Below are 16,688 nucleotides of genomic sequence, written 5' to 3'. Positions count from 1 at the left end.
ATAATCATGTGAGTGTAGCAGCTTTCATTTTCATGGAATTTACGTATAAGGGCGAAAAATTAACACGAGAGGATCGATGTTTATGAAGAATTTTTTGTCGGCGATTTTACCGGGAATAGTTATTTTGTTATTTATCTGGTTCGATTCACATTTTCCTGAAAGTAAATATATTTTAGTGGGTATCTATTTACTATTTCCGTTACTATTTATCATTCAAGGATATTACTCCGCTTCAAAAGGAGTGTTAATACTTGGTTTCATCATCTCGGTCTTTGCGATAATGATCCCGATTTCAATTTGGTATAATATGGGGAGCCTGCTTCCAGCGATTGTTGTTTATCTGTTATTAGGAATCGGGGCGTACTATCTTTCTGGCAAAACTAAAGGTTAATTAAGTTATGGTGAACTGAACCCTTTTAAAACTTCCGTCGGTTGATTTCCAGTCCACTAAGGATACTTCCAAAAATAATCACTCCGGGATATGCGGTCTTTTGCATATAGCGGGGTGATTTGCTTTTATATAGAAATTTCAAAAAAATACCCATCGTTGTATGGCTTTCCCATGGTACGATAAAGAAAAAACGATCGGGGGGAGAGAGCGATGTATTGCGTGAGATGCGGAAACCAAGCAGGAAGAGAAGATAAGTTTTGCCAGGCCTGTGGACATCAATTAAACAAAGATACGGCAAGTGAGGGTGAACCGCTTTCCGAACAGGAAATGGAAGAAGCATTTGTTGGCGGTGAATATGGATACTATAGAGAAAAATGGGAGATGAGGGGGAACAGCTTTAACTGGGCAGCTTTCCTCGTTGGACCTTTCTGGTTTGGATACCGCAAAATGTACCTTGTAGTCCTTTTATATTCCGTATTTTTGTTATTCTGGGATTTTCTTTTTGAAAATGAATCCGAACCTGCCAGCTTCTTCCTTCAAATTCCCTTGTACATACTAATGGGGTTCATGGCCAATCGAATCTACCGGTGGCATGCGCGCAAAAAAATCCAGAAGGTCGTCCTACTCCCTCTTTCAAATGAGCAAAAAAGGATTTGGCTAAAACAAAAAGGAGGGACGAGTTGGCTAGGCGTGCTAGCCGCGGCGGGGATCCTGTTTTCTTTTGGCATTCTTTCCTATATCCTCATGACTGCTGGCGTGGACAAAATTCTAGTTGTAAAGGATGGTTTCTTTTATGATTACCCGACAATGACCGTGGGGGAGGGACTTGAAAATTTCTTCAGCGAAGCGGATTGGATGTTTGTTGAGGATAATAGTCCGAATGATGTCATACGATTCAAGGGACTTGGTGAATACAACAGTGAAGAGGTGGATGTGGTAATAGATTTTATCTTGACGGATGAATCATTTGAAATCCACTTGGCAAAAGTGGACGGAAAAAACCTCTCTGATAGCGAGATTGATGAATTATTGGATGATGTGTTTACAACGAATGGTTTTTAGCTATGTAAAACGGATAAAAGGCTCTGGGAAGTAGACTGGATAGTCTTAGAAAAGCCTAAAAGCAGAGTAAAATAAATGTGCTTTCGTCATTTACCAAACAATTCAACCTATGATCCTGGCAAAATATAACCTCCGTTCCAACTTCTTCGGGTCCCGAATGATGCACTGGAACCGTCCCCTGCCTCACTCATATGGTAAAATGGAAAAAGGTTTTGATTATGTTTAATGGGAGTTTGGTAAGGATGGGAAATCGGAAGTTTGGTTTGGCGGTTTTTTTGGGTGATGTAAGGTCGCTGTTTAAGGCGGGGGTGCTGGTGGCGAATGTGCTGCCGGTGTTTACTGGCTTTTGGCTTGCGCTTTTTTTCAGCGGCTATTCATTTGCGGATTACCAGGGTCTGTTTTGGCTGACGATGGCGGGGAGCCTGCTGCTGATGGGCGGGGCCCTTGTCATTAACAACTGGTATGATGTTGATATTGATACGGTCATGGAGCGGACGAAGAAGAGGCCGACGGTGACGGGGCATTTTTCTTTACGATCTGTTCTTATTACCGGGATTGTACTGTCCGTAATCGGGCAAGTGATCCTGCTGTTTACGACGTACGAAGCGGCGATTTACGGATTCATTGGTTGGTTCGTCTATGTCATTCCGTATACGATGTGGTCGAAGCGAAGGTACACACTGAACACGGTCATCGGCAGCATATCCGGCGCAGTTTCACCGATGATTGGCTGGACCGCCGTGGATTCGGGGTTTCAGCTTGTTCCGATTATTTTTTTCCTGATTCTATTCTTGTGGCAGATGCCGCATACATTTGCCATCGCCATCCGGAAACATGATGAATACAAGGCAGCCAAGGTCGCAATGCTGCCAGTCTTGTACGGAATTCCAATCACAAAGCGGCAAATACTCATTTATAACTTATGCTTGCTGCCCCTGCCACTTTATTTAACATCACTGGGAACCGTCTTCGTCACACTGGCCATGATCATGAACATTGGCTTTTTAGCCGTATCCATCCACGGCTTCTTTGCAAAAGACGACCAAAAATGGGCCAGAACCATCTTCCTATATTCCGTCAACTATATAGCACTTATCTTTTTACTTCCGATTATTGTCACTTTATGATGCAAGGGACGGTTCCTGTGCTTCATTCGACACCCGAAAGAAGCAGTAGAACCGTTCCGCTGCTTCACCATCCATATATGGGCGCCCGGAGCCGTACGTAGCTTAGGCCTGGGTCGCCAATCAGAGCCGTCCAGCTATTTTGCAAACCTTTTGCAAAATAGCGGGGCGGCCTTTTTGTCACTGACTAGGAAATTATTAAATCTATCTTTCTGTACAACTCAAAATAGCCATAGTCAGAAGTTACATCGTACGAAATTATTCGATTACATAATTTGGAATTTCCGAGGAGTACCTAGCCCTTTCCGTTCGATTACTAAGTCAGCGTTTTAGAGCCCGAAGTCCTGCCTGGCCCTTGCTGTTCGGTCTCTAAGTCAGCGTTTAGAGCCCGAAGGCCTTCCTGGTCCTTGCTGTTCGGTCTCTAAGTCAGCGTTTAGAGCCCGAAGTCCTGCCTGGCCAATGCCGTTCGGTCTCTAAGTCTGCGTTTAGAACCCGAAGGCCGGCCTTTCCACTGTCGTTCGGTCTCTAAGTCCGCGTTTAGAGCCCGAAGGCCGTCCTGACGCTTGCCGTTCGGTCGCTAAACCTCCTTTAATGCCCAAAGTACCGGCTGCCTCTAGCTATCCGAGCGGCTTTTTTGTCATTCCCCCACATCCCCCATTCTCAACTACAACTATCCATCCTTGTAAAAGTTCACCATTTTGTCAAACTTCGATTTTCGTGATTTTTCCCTATTTATCTCCTCGAAGGATTAACCATATATACAGTGTAAAAACCCTGTAAACACTGGTTTCATAAGCAAAACCAGACCGTGTAGCAGGAAGCTTTCCACAATGTTCGACTATGGGGAGGCCAATTTTGCCAAAAAGAGAATGTTTGGGTGTGATGTAGTTCACTCCGATGATAATCATTCGCAAATATGATGGTAGTAAGAAAAGTAAAGGGGCTGGTTTTCGGTGGCAACATCAAAAGTTAGCAATGTGAGGAAAGCAGGAAAGCATAAGGAATCATCGATGATGGGGACTTTTATCTCGCTTGGCGTTGTTGGCGGAGTCATTCTGATTACGTATTTTATATTATTCGGCCTATTCATGGCCAGGTTTTAGGAGGGAATCAACATGCATCGTTCGGAGAAGGTTTGGCTGGCATTGAGTTTCGGGATGATTATGGGCTTTATGATTTTTACAGGATATCAGACGTTCGCATTGGAAATGGGGCCGCCGAGCGCGAAAGAAACAATCGATCCGCAGCGGGTGGATGAAATTGCTCCTTTTAATGAGCCAGGCGTGAAACAGGTTGGCGAAAATGAGTATGAAGTCGTGATGACACTGCAGATTTTCAGCTTCACTCCACATGATATCGAAATTCCTGCCGGAGCGAAGGTGACGTTCATTTTGACATCAAAGGATGTTGTCCACGGGTTCCAGGTAGCGGAAACGAATATTAACGCAATGGTCGTTCCGGGGCATATCCAAAGAATCACTCAGACGTTCGAGAAACCGGGAGAGTACTTGGTTTTATGTAATGAATATTGCGGTGCGGGCCACCAGATGATGGCTACGACGATCAAGGTTAAGTAAGGGGGGCAGCGAAAATGGCTACAGTACTGGCACATGCGTATAAGGAAAAAGTTACGAAGTCTTTAGGCGTCAATCCAAAAGACGCGGCCTTATCGAAAACATATATGTTTGTTTCATTTGTAACACTGCTTATTGGAGGATTTTTAGGATTGCTGCAAGGTCTAAACCGGGCAGGCATTCTCGAATTGCCAACATGGTTCAACTATTATCAAGTTCTGACAGCACACGGAATTTTACTCATACTCGTCTTTACAGCGTTTTTCACAATCGGCTACTTCTATGCCGGGATGTCGCACACATTGGGTGGACTCCTTCCTAAAGTAAGGAAAATGGCGTGGATCGGATTTGGATTGAAAATATTCGGTTTTGTCATGGCGGTTATTCCCATCCTTTTGAACCAAGCTTCGGTTATGTTCACTTTCTATCCGCCAATGGCCGCATCACCTTGGTTTTACATCGGGCTTGTTTTCATCGTCCTCGGCGTCTGGATGTGCGCGTTCGGCTGCTTTGTCCAGGTAGCGACTTGGAGAAAACAAAACAAAGGCCAGCACGTTCCGATTCTGTCTTTTTTTGCAACAGGCGTGTTCGTTCTCCTGTTCTTCAGCTCGATTCCTGTTGCGATTGAAGTGTTCATGATTATCCCATGGGCATTCGGATGGGTAAAAACAATTAACGTTATGCTTTCAAGAACTTTGTTCTGGGCGTTCGGCCATACACTCGTTAATATTTGGTACTTGACTGCTGTTTCAGCCTGGTATGTCGTCATTCCAAAATTGATGGGCGGCAGACGTTGGAGCGACACGCTGACACGGGTTGTCATTATCGCTCTTGTCGTTATGAATATTACTGGCGGTTTCCACCACCAAATCGTTGACCCAGGCATCTCTGAATCTGTTAAATTCATGCACGTGTTCATGAGCCTTGCGATTGGTTTCCCGTCACTCATGACAGCTTACGCGCTGTTCGCGGTCTTTGAAAAGACTGCAAGAAGAAATGGCGGGAAAGGTATTCTTGGCTGGTACAAAAAAATGCCTTGGGGCGATGTCCGCTTCCTGGCTCCTTTCATCGCAATGGTTGCGTTCATTCCAGCCGGCGCGGGCGGTATTGTCCAAAGCACGAACCAACTGAACCAAGTTGTCCATAACACAATGTGGGTTGTCGGCCACTTCCACTTGACACTCGGCATGACTGTAGCGATGACTTTCTTCGGCATCAGCTACTGGCTCGTTCCGTATATTTCCGGCAGAGTTCTGACACCGACGATGAATAAAATCGGTCTGATCCAGACAGCTGTTTGGACAATCGGCATGACGCTTATGGCCACTTCAATGCATTATCTCGGGCTGCTCGGAACGCCTCGCCGTACTTCTTTCAACACATACGGCGACTTTGCGGAAACACTTGGCTGGAATCCGTACCTCGCATTGCTCGCGATCGGCGGTACGCTACTGATCATTGGGGTTATCCTGCAAGTGTACGCAGTTATCAATATGATGTTCTTCGCGCCGAAGGGTGACACGGAGTTCCCGATTGCCGAAGAAGAAGATGACGCTTCGAAAACTCCTTATTGGACAGAGCGCTGGGGCGTCTGGATTGTCCTTATGCTCGTCATTGTCGGCATGGCCTATGTCATCCCGCTGACTGAGTTTATTGTCCACGCACCTCCAGGATCCCCGCCATTCAAGACTTGGTAGGATTTTAGCAAAGGAATTGCGGAGAGCGAATGAACATTGAGTTCTCGAATTCTGGCAAAATAAATTTTTGGTAGCTTGATGAATAGGCCGCTTTAAGAGTAAGATGCAGGCAATATCAAGTTCTGACAGGCGGCCGTTTTTGTATGATGATTCGTTCATCTCTGAGCGGCCGCCTTTTTATACATTACATGAACGAAAGATTATTTTGCAAAATGATGATGTTCGGTTTGGCAACCCTTTTTAGCCAGGTGATTACACTGGATGGAAGTGATTTTCATGAAGAAGTTTGGAAGAAATACGTGGGCGAGCATGATGGTTCTGCTGTTTGGACTTGTCCTGTTCTATGTCGGGACGGACGGGTTTCACGCCTTTACGGCAGAAGCAGCGAGGGTCGAGCGGCTCAAAGAGGAAAAACCAAAGTTCCCAGAGGTTACGCTCGAAGACAGCGAAGGGCGGGCGTACCCGGTTTCGGAGTTCAAAGGGAAGTATGTGTTTATTACGTTCCTTTACACGAGCTGCGGAACGGTTTGCCCCGAACTGGAAATGAACATGGGCGAGGTTTACAAGCAGCTGCCTGAGCGCTTTATCGGCAAGGACATTGTCTTTTTGAGCATCAGCTTTGATGCTGAGCGGGATACACCTGAAAGGCTCGATAAGTACAAGAACATGTTCGAGAGTGACGGGGAAACATGGCGGATGGCGCGGATCGAGGACGAAGCGGAGCTCGATTCGCTGCTGAAGGAATTCGGCGTCATTGTCATCCCGGATGGTGAAGGGAATTTTGCCCATAACTCGGCGTTTTACCTTGTCGACCGTAACGGTAATTTGGCTGACGTCATGGACTACAAGCAACCAGGCGAAGCGGCCCGGAAGGTTACGAGCATTCTTGAGGAGGGGGAGCAGCGATGAAACAGGGAGCATACGGTTTATTTTTACTGGCAGCTCTCGCCCTTCCTCCGGTTGCCAACTTCCTGGAATCGATCATGATCGTTCACATGCATATGCAGATGCCGTTGCTCGTTGTCTCCGGCTTCTTCATGGGACGCTTTTTCCTTGATAAGTTTCCTGGCTTTTTTGCAAAATGGAATGAAAATGGCGTGCCGGGGATCCTTCTTTTCATGGTCATCATTGGCTATTGGATGCTGCCGCGGGCGATGGATGAAGCTCTCACGCTTCCGGCCGTCGAGGTGTTCAAATTCATCAGCCTGCCGTTTCTCGCAGGCATTCCATTACGGGACAGCTGGTTCAAGCTGACGGGCAGAGGGCGAAATATCGTCTTCGGATTTTTCACCGCACTCTTCATCGCCATGGGCTGGCTTTACATCATGGCACCCGATAACCTATGCAACAGCTACCTCGTCATCGACCAGGTCATCCTCGGCTGGGGCTACATCGCCACCGCCGTGGCCTTCATCGTGTATCTTGGCTATAACTTCTTCATCGATCCATCCGAGTATGAATAATAGTGGTAGTGCCTGGCACGTTAGTGGGACGTTAATTGTCCCGCTGTCGTGCCAGGCATTTTTCATATGGACTTGTGGATTGACGGCAAAAAAGGCCTTACTCGCTGGGGGCAATTGGGTATTGGACAGTCGTTGATAAAATTTAGGCTTTTCTGTCGCAAAAAGATTCGTCTATGCGACATCCAGTGGGTAGAATCGGTGCTCTCCTGTCGCATAAGAGCCTTCTATGCGACATCCGTGGGGTAGAATCACTGCTTTCCTGTCGCATAAGAGCCTGCTATGCGACATCCAGTGGGTAGAATTGGTGCTCTCCTGTCGCATAAGAGCCTGCTATGCGACATCCGTGGGTAGAATTGGTGCTCTCCTGTCGCATAAGAGCCAGCTATGCGACATCCGTGGGGTAGAATCACTGCTCTCCTGTCGCATAAGAGCCTTCTATGCGACATCCGTGGGTAGAATTGGTACTTTCCTGTCGCATAAGAGCCTGCTATGCGACATCCAGTGGGTAGAATTGGTGCTCTCCTGTCGCATAAGAACCAGATCCACGACAGCCTTCGTTATATGATCATCACCCTGCGATTCGATGCGAACGAAACTCACCCTCTCACTTTTATTTTGCAAAAAAAAATACATACTTCCCCATGCAATCAGGGTAGAAGAATAGAAAGAGTCCAGCCATAAACATATATGCCATCTATGAAAGGGTATAATAGTGCAAACAAGGGGAGGAGTTCATACATGAATGAGCGTAAGGATGAAAATGTCCAGCAAATAGATGATTTAATCAAATCGATTTACGATGGGCTTGTGGAGTCGAAGCTACCGGAAGTGATGAAAAGCAAGATAAGAGGGGAGCTTGACCAGCTGAAGCAGTTCACCCTGAATGCCCGGCCGGCGCGGATAGCGATTGTCGGACGGAGGGGAGCGGGGAAGTCGAGCTTGATCAATGCCATTTTTGGCGAGAAGCGGGCGGAAATCGGTGACGTGAAAGCGCGGACCGGCATGGGGAAGTGGCATACGTATGAATCGGAATCCGGAGACCTCGAAATCCTTGACACAAGGGGACTTGGCGAAGCGGATCGGCCGGAGGAAGAGTTTTCACACGCTACCGCCCTTGAGGAAGTGCAATCCTCCGTTAAGGAAAAATGCCCGGATGCGATTTTGTTTTTGAGCAAGGCAAAAGAAGTAAGTTCAAGAATTGATGAGGATATCGAACAGCTGCTGCAGCTCAGGAAAATGATCGAGACGCAGCATAGCTACAAGATTCCGATTGTCGGCGTCGTCACCCAGGTGGACGAGCTGAGCCCGAAATCGGCGGACACCCCCCCGTTTGACAATGAATTGAAACAATCCAATATTGGCGAGGCGGTCGACGTGCTCGCAGCCAAGCTTGAGGAAGCGGTCGGCGGCCAGGTCAAAGTCATTCCGGTCAGCGCCTATATGGAATTCGAAGGGGGGGAAATTGTCTACGACATCCGCTGGAACGTAGACACACTGCTCGATTATTTGATCGAGCAGTTACCCAATGAAGCCCAAATGATCCTTGCAAAATTGTCCAAAATTAAACTGATTCAAAAGAAACTCGCAAGAAGGATCGGGAAAAGTGTCGCGGGCATTACCGGTGCAATCGGAGCGAGCCCGATTCCGGGACCCGATATCCCGATCATTACCGGGCTGCAAATGGCGATGGTCACATCGATCGGTCTTATAGGCGGCAAAAGGCTTGATAAAAAAGGCGTCAAGGAATTCTTGAGCGCGCTCGGGGTGAACGCGGCCGCCGGGCTTGTCTTCAGGCAAGTCGCAAGGCAGCTCCTAAAAATCATCCCTGTCGCCGGAAGCGTCATCTCCGGCGCGATTGCCACAGCCGGCACGTACGCACTGTGTGAAGCCGCCATCGCCTACTTCATCGAAGAAAAGCCACTCGAAAACGTCAGAAACGTCTATAAGACCATTTTTGAGAAAATGAAAAAAGAAAAATAGGAGAGTATCTGTACGCCTACCATCTCAATCACCATAAAAAAGCTCGGCCACTTAAAAAGTGACCGAGCTTTTTACTGTAAAAATTAGACTTGATTCTTAGATTCAACCCTCGAAACCCCAACCAACAGCTCGCTTGCTGCTAAAGCAGGTTCGTGAGCCTGGCTGATTGCGGAGATAACTGAAACACCGTCAGCGCCTGCAGCGATGACTTCCGCTGCGTTGGCGCTTGTAATGCCGCCTATCCCGACAATGGGGATGTCATAGCCTTTTTCTCTGAGTTCCCGCACCAACCCCGGGCCGATAGGCTTCTTGGCATCATCCTTCGTCGCGGTTAGAAAAATCGGTCCGACGCCAAGATAATTAGCACCCGCTTCAATGGCCAGTCGGGCTTCCTCAAGCGTATGGGCAGAAACACCGAGAATTTTGTCGCCAATCTTTTTTCTCACTTCACTTGCCCGCTCATCGTCCTGGCCGATGTGGACACCATCGGCACCCAAGCGAATAGCCAGGTCGACATCATCATTCACGATAAATGGAATGCGGTGGCGCCTGCAAATTCCCATCAACTTAACCGCCAATTCTTCCCTGGAGGCCCGCGTCAGGCTGCCGGTTCCTTTTTCGCGAAACTGGAAGAGGGTAATCCCACCCCTAATCGCTTCCTCGAGCACCTCATCGGGATTCTTCTTGCAGTTTACACTGCCGGTGATGAAATAGAGCTTCAACAGTTCTCTCATTTTTGTAACAGTCATTTTCGTCATTTAATCAATCGCCTTTCTTTTCAATGTGAAATAGAGCTTTGTTTTTGCAAAAATGCCCAACGCCATTTACTCAAGCGCCTTACCACCAAGTTGATTTCGCCGCCCGAACGCCCAATGGTTTGTCGGACCATGTCCGTTGCCGATTTGAATTGAATCTTCAATCGCTGCCTGGATAAACTGCTTTGCGGTTGAAACCGCGTTATAAACAGAATGCCCTTTAGCCAGCTCAGCCGCTATTGCCGACGAAAATGTGCAGCCTGTCCCATGTGTATTTTTTGTCTGGATTCTTGGGCTTGTAAAGTAGAAGAAATTCTCGCCATCAAAAAGGATATCAACGGCTTTTTCCACATCTTCATCATGGCCGCCTTTCATCACAACATGTGAGGCGCCGAGGCGGTGAAGGACTCGCGCCGCTTCTTTTTTCTCTTCCTCGGTTTTAATCGCCATGCCGGTAAGCTCTTCCGCTTCGGGAATATTTGGGGTCACGACCATGGCGAGTGGGAGTAGGTCCTCCTTCAGGGCGGCAATCGCTTCTTTTTGCAAAAGGGAAGTCCCGCCTTTCGCAATCATGACTGGGTCGACAACGACTTTTTCCCACCCAAAAGAAGAGATACTCCTGGCTACGGATTTGATTACTGCTGCATCAAACAGCATGCCGGTTTTAACTGCGTCTGTTCCGATATCCTCGCCAATCGACTGGATCTGCCTGGCCGCCGCTTCAGGGGGCAGCGGATAAACCGCTTGGACGCCTAGCGTATTCTGGGAGGTAACCGCAGTCAGTACAGACATCCCGTAGACGCCAAGTTCCTGGAACGTCTTAATATCTGCCTGGATGCCGGCTCCTCCGCCGCTGTCGGAGCCTGCAATCGTTAACGCTTTTTTCACCTTTATTCCTCCTTGCGATGATAATTAAAGGAACTGATTCGTAGCAGATCCTCATCGTTTACGTGATGAAGCTGATTCAGCAATTCGATTTGGAAGCTGCCTGGGCCTTTGGCTTCCGTTTTTTTAGCGGCGAGTTGCGCGGCTGACCCGTAAGTAACCAGAGCGGCAGCAGCGGCTTTTAAGTAATTTTTTTCGACTGCGGCGAATGCACCAACGACTGAGGTGAGCAGGCAGCCGGCGCCAGTCACTTTTGTCAAAAGGGGATGGCCGTTGGCAATGACGAACGTTTCCAAGCCGTTTGTTACGACATCTTCCTTGCCTGTAATCGAGACAACCGTGTTCAGCCTTTTCGCTGCAAGCACAGCTAGATCTCGAGTATCTTTATTGGACTCAACCGCATCGACACCTTTGATTTCCCACTCTTCTCCTGCAATATTGGCGATTTCTGCCGCATTTCCTCTGATCGCCGCAATGCTGATTTCTTTTGCAAGCATCCTGGCCGTTTCAGTCCGGTACGTTGTTGCCCCGGCACCGACAGGATCAAGGATGACCGGCACCCCGTGTTCGTTTGCCGATTTTCCAGCAAGAAGCATGGCTTCAACTGCTGGAGCAGTCAAAGTTCCTATGTTCAAAACTAAACTCCCGGCAATCGACGCCATCTCGGCCGCCTCTTCTTTTGCATAAGCCATCACTGGCGACGCCCCGAGAGCCAGAAGCCCGTTCGCGGTAAAATTGGTGACAACGACATTCGTAATATTGTGGACAAGCGGATTCTGTTCTCTAACCTTTTGCAGCAAAGAGCAAATTTCTTGTTTCAACTCAGGTCCCCCCTTAATTCATCACAAGGCCGCCGTCGGCCATGATATTTTGCCCGGTGACAGCCCGGCTCCAAGGCGAAGCGAAAAACAGGACGGCGTCCGCCATTTCTGAAGGAGCGGTGACCCTTCGGAGAGGAGTGGATGCCTTGATCAGCTCGAAAACCTCGTCGGATGTAGCGGCACTCGCACCTGTCGTTTTTAATAGCCCGCCCGAAACCATATTGACGGTAATCCCATATTTCCCGAGGTCGGCCGCCATGTTCCTTGTAAAGCCGAGCAGGGCGGCTTTGCTTGTCGTGTAGTCATGGTACGGCACGACCGGATGCTGGACAAGATTCGTCCCGATATTGATAATCCGGCCGAATTTCTGCTCTTTCATATCATCAAGTCCTGCCTGGACCGTATATAAACTTGCCTTGACCGCGCCTTCCAGCTGCTGAAGGTAATCCTCCCACCTAATGGCAAAAGCGTCCTTGTTTTTGACAGGATCGAACTTGAACGAGACGAGCGCATTATTCACAATTGTTGTAACGGGCGACCCAAAGTGGGCTTTTGCCTGCTCGAACAGATTCTTAACCTGGCCGTCGTCACGAACATCCGCCCGGAACGCAACAGCCTTGTCACCAAGTTCCTGAACGAGGCTTTCCGCCTGCTCCGCGCTATTGAAGTAATTGACAATCACCCGAGCTCCTTCCCGGGAAAAAGCACGCGCAATCTCGCGTCCAAGACCCCGGCTGGCACCAGACACTAGCACAATTTGATCTTTCAATTCCAACCTCAATCCCCCCTAATTGTATTGATGTACGTATTCTGATTGACTTGTCCTGATCAACATCTGGAATACCGTTGGTGTATTTTAGACGCAAAAAGGCCAGACCCATAGAGGGGCCTGGCCTTGATTTTTTAATGGCAGGTGCGTCACCTCTACTTTCCTACGCTGGTATCATCCAGATCAGGTCCAAAGGGTTAAAAAACTCAGCGTTTTTCTCTCAGCCCATAGCGGGCACCCCTAGTAGTCTCGTGAATATGTAACTAACCTCAATGTTACCCTTGAGCAGGAGGGAAGTAAAGGAATCGCTCTTTTTGGCAAAATAAAAACCCCTCCTACATACATGGAAGAGTTTTTTAACGATACGGACGCCCGGTGTGCAATAGCAAGATGCTCCTACAAAATAAGCGATGCCCGCATGTTTCGTCTATAATATTACGCGTAGGCAATACCCGCGCGCTTTATATTGTTGAAATCACCGGAACTGCAAGGCGTCACCGCGTACGTCATCTCGCATTTTGGACAATTCATAATGACCTTTTTCAGCGTAAATACCTCGCCGCACTCACATTGAATCTCATGCTCAACCAAAGGAGGAAGCTCCGCCTTGCCCTTATTCCTCACATGATCCACAACCGCTTGCCCATCTTCCATACTAGAACATCCACAACACATCTATAAACACTCCCTTTACATAATAAACAACTTACCTTAACCGTAGCACAAACAAAAAGAATGCTATATGCCAATTGTCACAGTGAGGCAGGGGACGGTTCCAGCGCTTCATTCGGGACCCGAATGAAGCAGCAGAACCGTCCCCTTGCTTCCCCCTTGCTTCCTTTTAAAATGGAATTCTATTGTTTTGTTGTATACTGGTGATAATTGTCGGTCTCTCAGTGTTGTTGTTGCTAGTTAAGGTTGGGAGGCTTGGAGATTGATTTTTTTGTAGAAGGGATGACATTTATGGACTTTACTATAAAGGATTTATTGAATGTTCCGTCTCTGAAAGATGCAGTTTTGCTAAGTGAGCATAATTCTTTGAATCGAATCATCAGTGGGGCAACGATTATGGAAGCTCCGGATATTACCGATTGGATCAAGGGAGGGGAATTGCTTCTAACGAGTCTTTATCCTATTCTTAATTTTACTGAGGAGGAACAAACGCAATTTATTTCCAGGTTAGCGGAGAGAGAGATTGGCGCACTCGTAATCAAAATTGACCGATTTGTCTCGGAAATTCCCGAGCCCATCATAGCCGCGGCCAAAAAATACGGGGTACCTCTTATTCAGATTCCTAGACATGTGCTATATATCGATGTCATGTATCCTGTAATGGGCGAGTTATTTAATAATCAAGTCAAAAAACTCCAATATTACAAGGAGATCCATGATCGTTTTACTGCTTTATCCCTCGCTGATGAGGGAGCCGACAAAATAATAAACACATTGGAGAAGTTGATTGGCAATCCGGTCTCGCTTTTTGACCGGAATTTTCAGTGCATCGGGTCAACCGTCCCTTCCCTGGCAGAATTCGAAATCATTGAAAAAGTCCCCGCTTCTTTTAATCAAAAAAATAAAATAAAATTTCCACATTATCGGCAAGCCGTCGAATACTCGTCATTAGAAGGCCAAAAGGGCTGGCAAATCGTTGTTCCGATTGAAACGATGAACCATATTAAAACGTATTTATTGATTGATGAATACCATAAACCTCTTGAAGAACTTGATTTTATTGCAGTCGAGAATTGCGCAATCTCGCTTTCTTTGGAACTAGTGAAACAATTTGCAGTTGCAGAGGTTGATAAACAATTAAAGAATGATTTCATTGATGATCTGATTGGAGGAAAACTCCGACAGATGGGTACGATTTTGCAAAAAGCGAATGTGATTGGCTGGGATTTAGGTGGGCCCTTTACGGCTGTCGTGCTCAAATTAACAAATTATCAAGAAACCTACTCAACGAAACGAAAGCAAAAGAGAGTTCTGTCAGATGAAAAACTTGAAATGGTTTATGAGGCGATCAACCATCATGTGCCAAACGGCATCATTAGAAGTAGAGGCAACCAAATCATCATCTTGTGGAAAATAAATCGGGATGCTGAAAGTCAGGCAGCTTCACTGGCAAAAATGAAAGAAATCATCAGGGAAATTCAACAATCAATCAAAGTACATATTAAAGAGGTCGGCGTCCAAGTAGGGATAGGAAGCATTGTAAAGCGGATTGTTGACATCCCCAAAAGCTATCGTGAGGCCCAGGATGCGTTGGAGTTCGGGGAAATCATCAACGGCAAAGATGCTGTAACGATGTTTTCGGAATTGGGGATTTTCAGGCTTCTTTGTAAGTTTGATGATGATTTATCCACATTAAGAAATTTTATCCCAGCCTCTTTACAAAAGTTGCTTGAGTACCCGCATGCCAATAAGAGGGACTTATTAATGACGCTTCAAACCTTTTTAGAATGTAACCAACATGCGACCAAAACATCCGATAGACTATTCATCCACCCTAAAACTGTCATTTATCGTTTAGATAGAATTAAAGAAATAACCGGAATGGATTTTGATAATCCAGAAGATATGTTATCTGTTCAAGTTGGATTAAAGATTGTTGATCTTATTGAACGAAAAACGAATCAGCTTTGAAAAAGGAGTGGGCAATTTTAATTGCCTGCTCTTTTTTTGCCATTTGGGATAAAAAAATTAATTTATCTTAGTCCGACGGGATGATGATTCACTCTTTATAAGCGCTTACAATAGATGGTGACGATCGTTCAGCCATTCTCATGAGTAAAGAAGCCTTTGTTTATTACACAGCACAGGACAAAACTTCTTGTTGTTTTTATGCAAGAAAAGAAAGGATAGGGGTGTAGATGGAAAATAGATTGCAAGCTGAAATGCAAGATGGATTACAGGGAAAAAAGGGAATGGAATATTGGAAGAAAATTGTTATTCTATTCTGCTTAGGTTGGACAGTGATTTGGACTTATAGGACAATTCTTAACCCGATTTTGCCGGAAATAAAGGGGCAGTTGGGAATCACCTCCGACGCTAGTATGGGGCTAATCGCGAGTGTGTTTTTCCTCTGTTACACATCGATGCAAATACCTTCTGGTTTTCTGGCAGATAAATTTGGGAGGAAGGTTATTTTAATACCCGGCTTTATTCTCTTCGCATTCGGGGCATTGACTGTTGGATTTGCCCCTTCTTTACTCTTTCTGTTAATCGGAAGTGCGTTTGCCGGCCTCGGACAAGGTACATACTACGGGCCAGCTTACTCGATTTCTTCGCTGGCGATTCCTAGTGAGAAGCGGGGGTTTTCTACGGCGATCATTAATAGTGGTTCCGCGCTTGGAATGGGGATTGGGTTTATTGGCTCTTCCTATTTAGTAAAGGGTCTTGGTTTTAGTTGGCGCCCACTATTATTTATTACTTCCGGATTAATTCTTCTAATGGCTTTTGCGTTTACGAAAGTCATTAAAGAAGGAAAAAGGCAAAATCAGGTTGTAAACGCTGAAAAGGGTTCTCAAGATAAGGCTTCTTTCAAAACATTATTCGGTGACGTGAGAATGCTTGGCGCCTATGTCTTATATTTTGCTACCTGCTATGGCTACTACATGATTGTTACATGGCTGCCTAGTTACCTCCAATTGGAGAGAGGATTTAAAGGGGTTGCGATTGGATTTGCATCTTCCTTGGTTGCGTTCGCAGCTGTCCCCGGAGCTTTGTTATTCAGTAAAGTAGCGGATAAATTTAAGAACAAAAAAATAACTGTCGTGCTCATTTTGGAGTTAATCGCAGCAGCAACCTTATTTTTGACAGTTGCTGTTCAAAATAATAGCCTCTTGCTCGTGTTTTTAGTCCTGTATGGATTTTTCGGCAAGCTGGCGGTGGATCCGATCCTAATCTCTTATGTGGCGGATATTGCTCCGAAAAAGGGATACAGTACAACTCTCGGATTCTTTAACTTCTTTGGAATGATGTCTTCCGTCGTTGCACCGTTCGTAACGGGAATGATTTCTGATGCGACTGGAAGTAAAATTTTAGGGTTTTATGTTGCAATTATTATTATTTTGATTGGAACAGGAGTTATGTTCCTGACGAACCTTAGAAAACCTTCTGTTCAACACTAAAACCAACAATCAGGAATGGACGTGACAATCATGGCAG

At 46.5% G+C, this 16,688-nt stretch carries 16 protein-coding genes and 1 riboswitch; of the genes, 11 read left to right on the top strand and 5 right to left on the bottom strand.

Features of this window, described 5'->3' with window-relative positions; translation table 11 throughout:
* Positions 1 to 82 precede the first annotated feature (82 nt).
* The 9 genes from D1B31_RS03760 to D1B31_RS03725 all read left to right on the top strand — a co-directional run bounded on the left by D1B31_RS03760 (position 83) and on the right by D1B31_RS03725 (position 9,291).
* Positions 83 to 391, top strand: a complete 309-nt coding sequence (locus D1B31_RS03760) for a hypothetical protein (RefSeq protein WP_118919410.1) — start codon at positions 83 to 85, stop codon at positions 389 to 391.
* Between the two features lie 210 nt (positions 392 to 601).
* Positions 602 to 1,453: a DUF2628 domain-containing protein gene (locus tag D1B31_RS03755; RefSeq protein ID WP_118919409.1), complete on the top strand. Its 852-nt coding sequence runs from the start codon at positions 602 to 604 to the stop codon at positions 1,451 to 1,453.
* A 242-nt stretch (positions 1,454 to 1,695) separates the two neighbouring features.
* On the top strand, positions 1,696 to 2,580 hold the full coding sequence (gene cyoE / locus D1B31_RS03750; RefSeq protein ID WP_240035150.1) for a heme o synthase: 885 nt from the start codon (positions 1,696 to 1,698) through the stop codon (positions 2,578 to 2,580).
* 950 nt (positions 2,581 to 3,530) lie between these two features.
* Positions 3,531 to 3,680: a hypothetical protein gene (locus D1B31_RS24045; protein WP_158587430.1), complete on the top strand. Its 150-nt coding sequence runs from the start codon at positions 3,531 to 3,533 to the stop codon at positions 3,678 to 3,680.
* 12 nt (positions 3,681 to 3,692) lie between these two features.
* The gene (locus D1B31_RS03745) at positions 3,693 to 4,154 is read left to right on the top strand and encodes a cytochrome c oxidase subunit II (protein ID WP_118919407.1); all 462 of its coding nucleotides are present in this window, start codon (positions 3,693 to 3,695) and stop codon (positions 4,152 to 4,154) included.
* 14 nt (positions 4,155 to 4,168) lie between these two features.
* Positions 4,169 to 5,848 (top strand): cbb3-type cytochrome c oxidase subunit I, encoded by a 1,680-nt coding sequence (locus tag D1B31_RS03740; RefSeq protein ID WP_118919406.1) that lies wholly within the window; start codon positions 4,169 to 4,171, stop codon positions 5,846 to 5,848.
* Positions 5,849 to 6,124: 276 nt separating this feature from the next.
* Positions 6,125 to 6,757 carry an SCO family protein gene (locus D1B31_RS03735; RefSeq protein ID WP_118919577.1) on the top strand — a complete coding sequence of 211 codons (633 nt, stop codon included), beginning with the start codon at positions 6,125 to 6,127 and terminating at the stop codon, positions 6,755 to 6,757.
* Positions 6,754 to 7,311: a hypothetical protein gene (locus D1B31_RS03730; protein ID WP_118919405.1), complete on the top strand. Its 558-nt coding sequence runs from the start codon at positions 6,754 to 6,756 to the stop codon at positions 7,309 to 7,311. Before D1B31_RS03735 ends, D1B31_RS03730 begins: the two co-directional genes overlap by 4 nt.
* 738 nt (positions 7,312 to 8,049) lie before the next feature.
* Positions 8,050 to 9,291, top strand: coding sequence for a GTPase family protein (locus D1B31_RS03725; RefSeq protein WP_158587429.1), 1,242 nt, complete (start codon positions 8,050 to 8,052; stop codon positions 9,289 to 9,291).
* 83 nt (positions 9,292 to 9,374) lie between these two features.
* Here D1B31_RS03725 and thiE read toward each other — a convergent pair whose 3' ends face one another.
* The 5 genes from thiE to D1B31_RS03700 all read right to left on the bottom strand — a co-directional run bounded on the left by thiE (position 9,375) and on the right by D1B31_RS03700 (position 13,175).
* The gene (gene thiE / locus D1B31_RS03720; protein WP_118919403.1) at positions 9,375 to 10,049 is read right to left on the bottom strand and encodes a thiamine phosphate synthase; all 675 of its coding nucleotides are present in this window, start codon (positions 10,047 to 10,049) and stop codon (positions 9,375 to 9,377) included.
* Between the two features lie 66 nt (positions 10,050 to 10,115).
* Positions 10,116 to 10,940, bottom strand: coding sequence for a bifunctional hydroxymethylpyrimidine kinase/phosphomethylpyrimidine kinase (gene thiD / locus D1B31_RS03715; RefSeq protein WP_118919402.1), 825 nt, complete (start codon positions 10,938 to 10,940; stop codon positions 10,116 to 10,118).
* Positions 10,937 to 11,752 carry a hydroxyethylthiazole kinase gene (gene thiM / locus D1B31_RS03710; protein ID WP_118919401.1) on the bottom strand — a complete coding sequence of 272 codons (816 nt, stop codon included), beginning with the start codon at positions 11,750 to 11,752 and terminating at the stop codon, positions 10,937 to 10,939. The genes thiD and thiM overlap by 4 nt, the downstream gene beginning before the upstream one ends.
* 13 nt (positions 11,753 to 11,765) lie before the next feature.
* A complete protein-coding gene (locus D1B31_RS03705) occupies positions 11,766 to 12,527 on the bottom strand; it encodes a 3-oxoacyl-ACP reductase (RefSeq protein WP_118919400.1) in 762 nt (253 codons plus the stop codon).
* A 137-nt stretch (positions 12,528 to 12,664) separates the two neighbouring features.
* Positions 12,665 to 12,773, bottom strand: a riboswitch (TPP riboswitch).
* Positions 12,774 to 12,956: 183 nt separating this feature from the next.
* Complete coding sequence (locus D1B31_RS03700; protein ID WP_240035149.1) at positions 12,957 to 13,175, bottom strand: hypothetical protein; 219 nt, start codon at positions 13,173 to 13,175, stop codon at positions 12,957 to 12,959.
* 273 nt (positions 13,176 to 13,448) lie between these two features.
* On the opposite strand from D1B31_RS03700, the gene D1B31_RS03695 reads away from it, so the two are divergent.
* Both D1B31_RS03695 and D1B31_RS03690 read left to right on the top strand, forming a co-directional pair.
* The gene (locus tag D1B31_RS03695) at positions 13,449 to 15,164 is read left to right on the top strand and encodes a PucR family transcriptional regulator (protein WP_240035148.1); all 1,716 of its coding nucleotides are present in this window, start codon (positions 13,449 to 13,451) and stop codon (positions 15,162 to 15,164) included.
* A gap of 227 nt (positions 15,165 to 15,391) precedes the next feature.
* Positions 15,392 to 16,651, top strand: coding sequence for an MFS transporter (locus tag D1B31_RS03690; RefSeq protein ID WP_420846057.1), 1,260 nt, complete (start codon positions 15,392 to 15,394; stop codon positions 16,649 to 16,651).
* Positions 16,652 to 16,688: the final 37 nt, after the last annotated feature.

The organism is Neobacillus notoginsengisoli, from assembly GCF_003515685.1.
Lineage (GTDB): Bacteria > Bacillota > Bacilli > Bacillales > Cytobacillaceae > Bacillus_D > Bacillus_D notoginsengisoli.
The sequence above is the reverse complement of the archived record's forward strand: the minus strand, read 5'-3'. Positions and strand labels throughout refer to the sequence as shown.

Coding starts and splice junctions, on each gene's coding strand:
- D1B31_RS03700 (WP_240035149.1), bottom strand. CDS start 13,175: ATGGAAGATGGGCAAGCGGTTGTGGATCATGTGAGGAATAAGGGCAAG.
- D1B31_RS03730 (WP_118919405.1), top strand. CDS start 6,754: ATGAAACAGGGAGCATACGGTTTATTTTTACTGGCAGCTCTCGCCCTT.
- D1B31_RS03735 (WP_118919577.1), top strand. CDS start 6,125: ATGAAGAAGTTTGGAAGAAATACGTGGGCGAGCATGATGGTTCTGCTG.
- D1B31_RS03690 (WP_420846057.1), top strand. CDS start 15,392: ATGGAAAATAGATTGCAAGCTGAAATGCAAGATGGATTACAGGGAAAA.
- D1B31_RS03740 (WP_118919406.1), top strand. CDS start 4,169: ATGGCTACAGTACTGGCACATGCGTATAAGGAAAAAGTTACGAAGTCT.
- D1B31_RS03745 (WP_118919407.1), top strand. CDS start 3,693: ATGCATCGTTCGGAGAAGGTTTGGCTGGCATTGAGTTTCGGGATGATT.
- D1B31_RS03755 (WP_118919409.1), top strand. CDS start 602: ATGTATTGCGTGAGATGCGGAAACCAAGCAGGAAGAGAAGATAAGTTT.
- cyoE (WP_240035150.1), top strand. CDS start 1,696: ATGGGAAATCGGAAGTTTGGTTTGGCGGTTTTTTTGGGTGATGTAAGG.
- D1B31_RS03760 (WP_118919410.1), top strand. CDS start 83: ATGAAGAATTTTTTGTCGGCGATTTTACCGGGAATAGTTATTTTGTTA.
- thiE (WP_118919403.1), bottom strand. CDS start 10,049: ATGACGAAAATGACTGTTACAAAAATGAGAGAACTGTTGAAGCTCTAT.
- D1B31_RS03725 (WP_158587429.1), top strand. CDS start 8,050: ATGAATGAGCGTAAGGATGAAAATGTCCAGCAAATAGATGATTTAATC.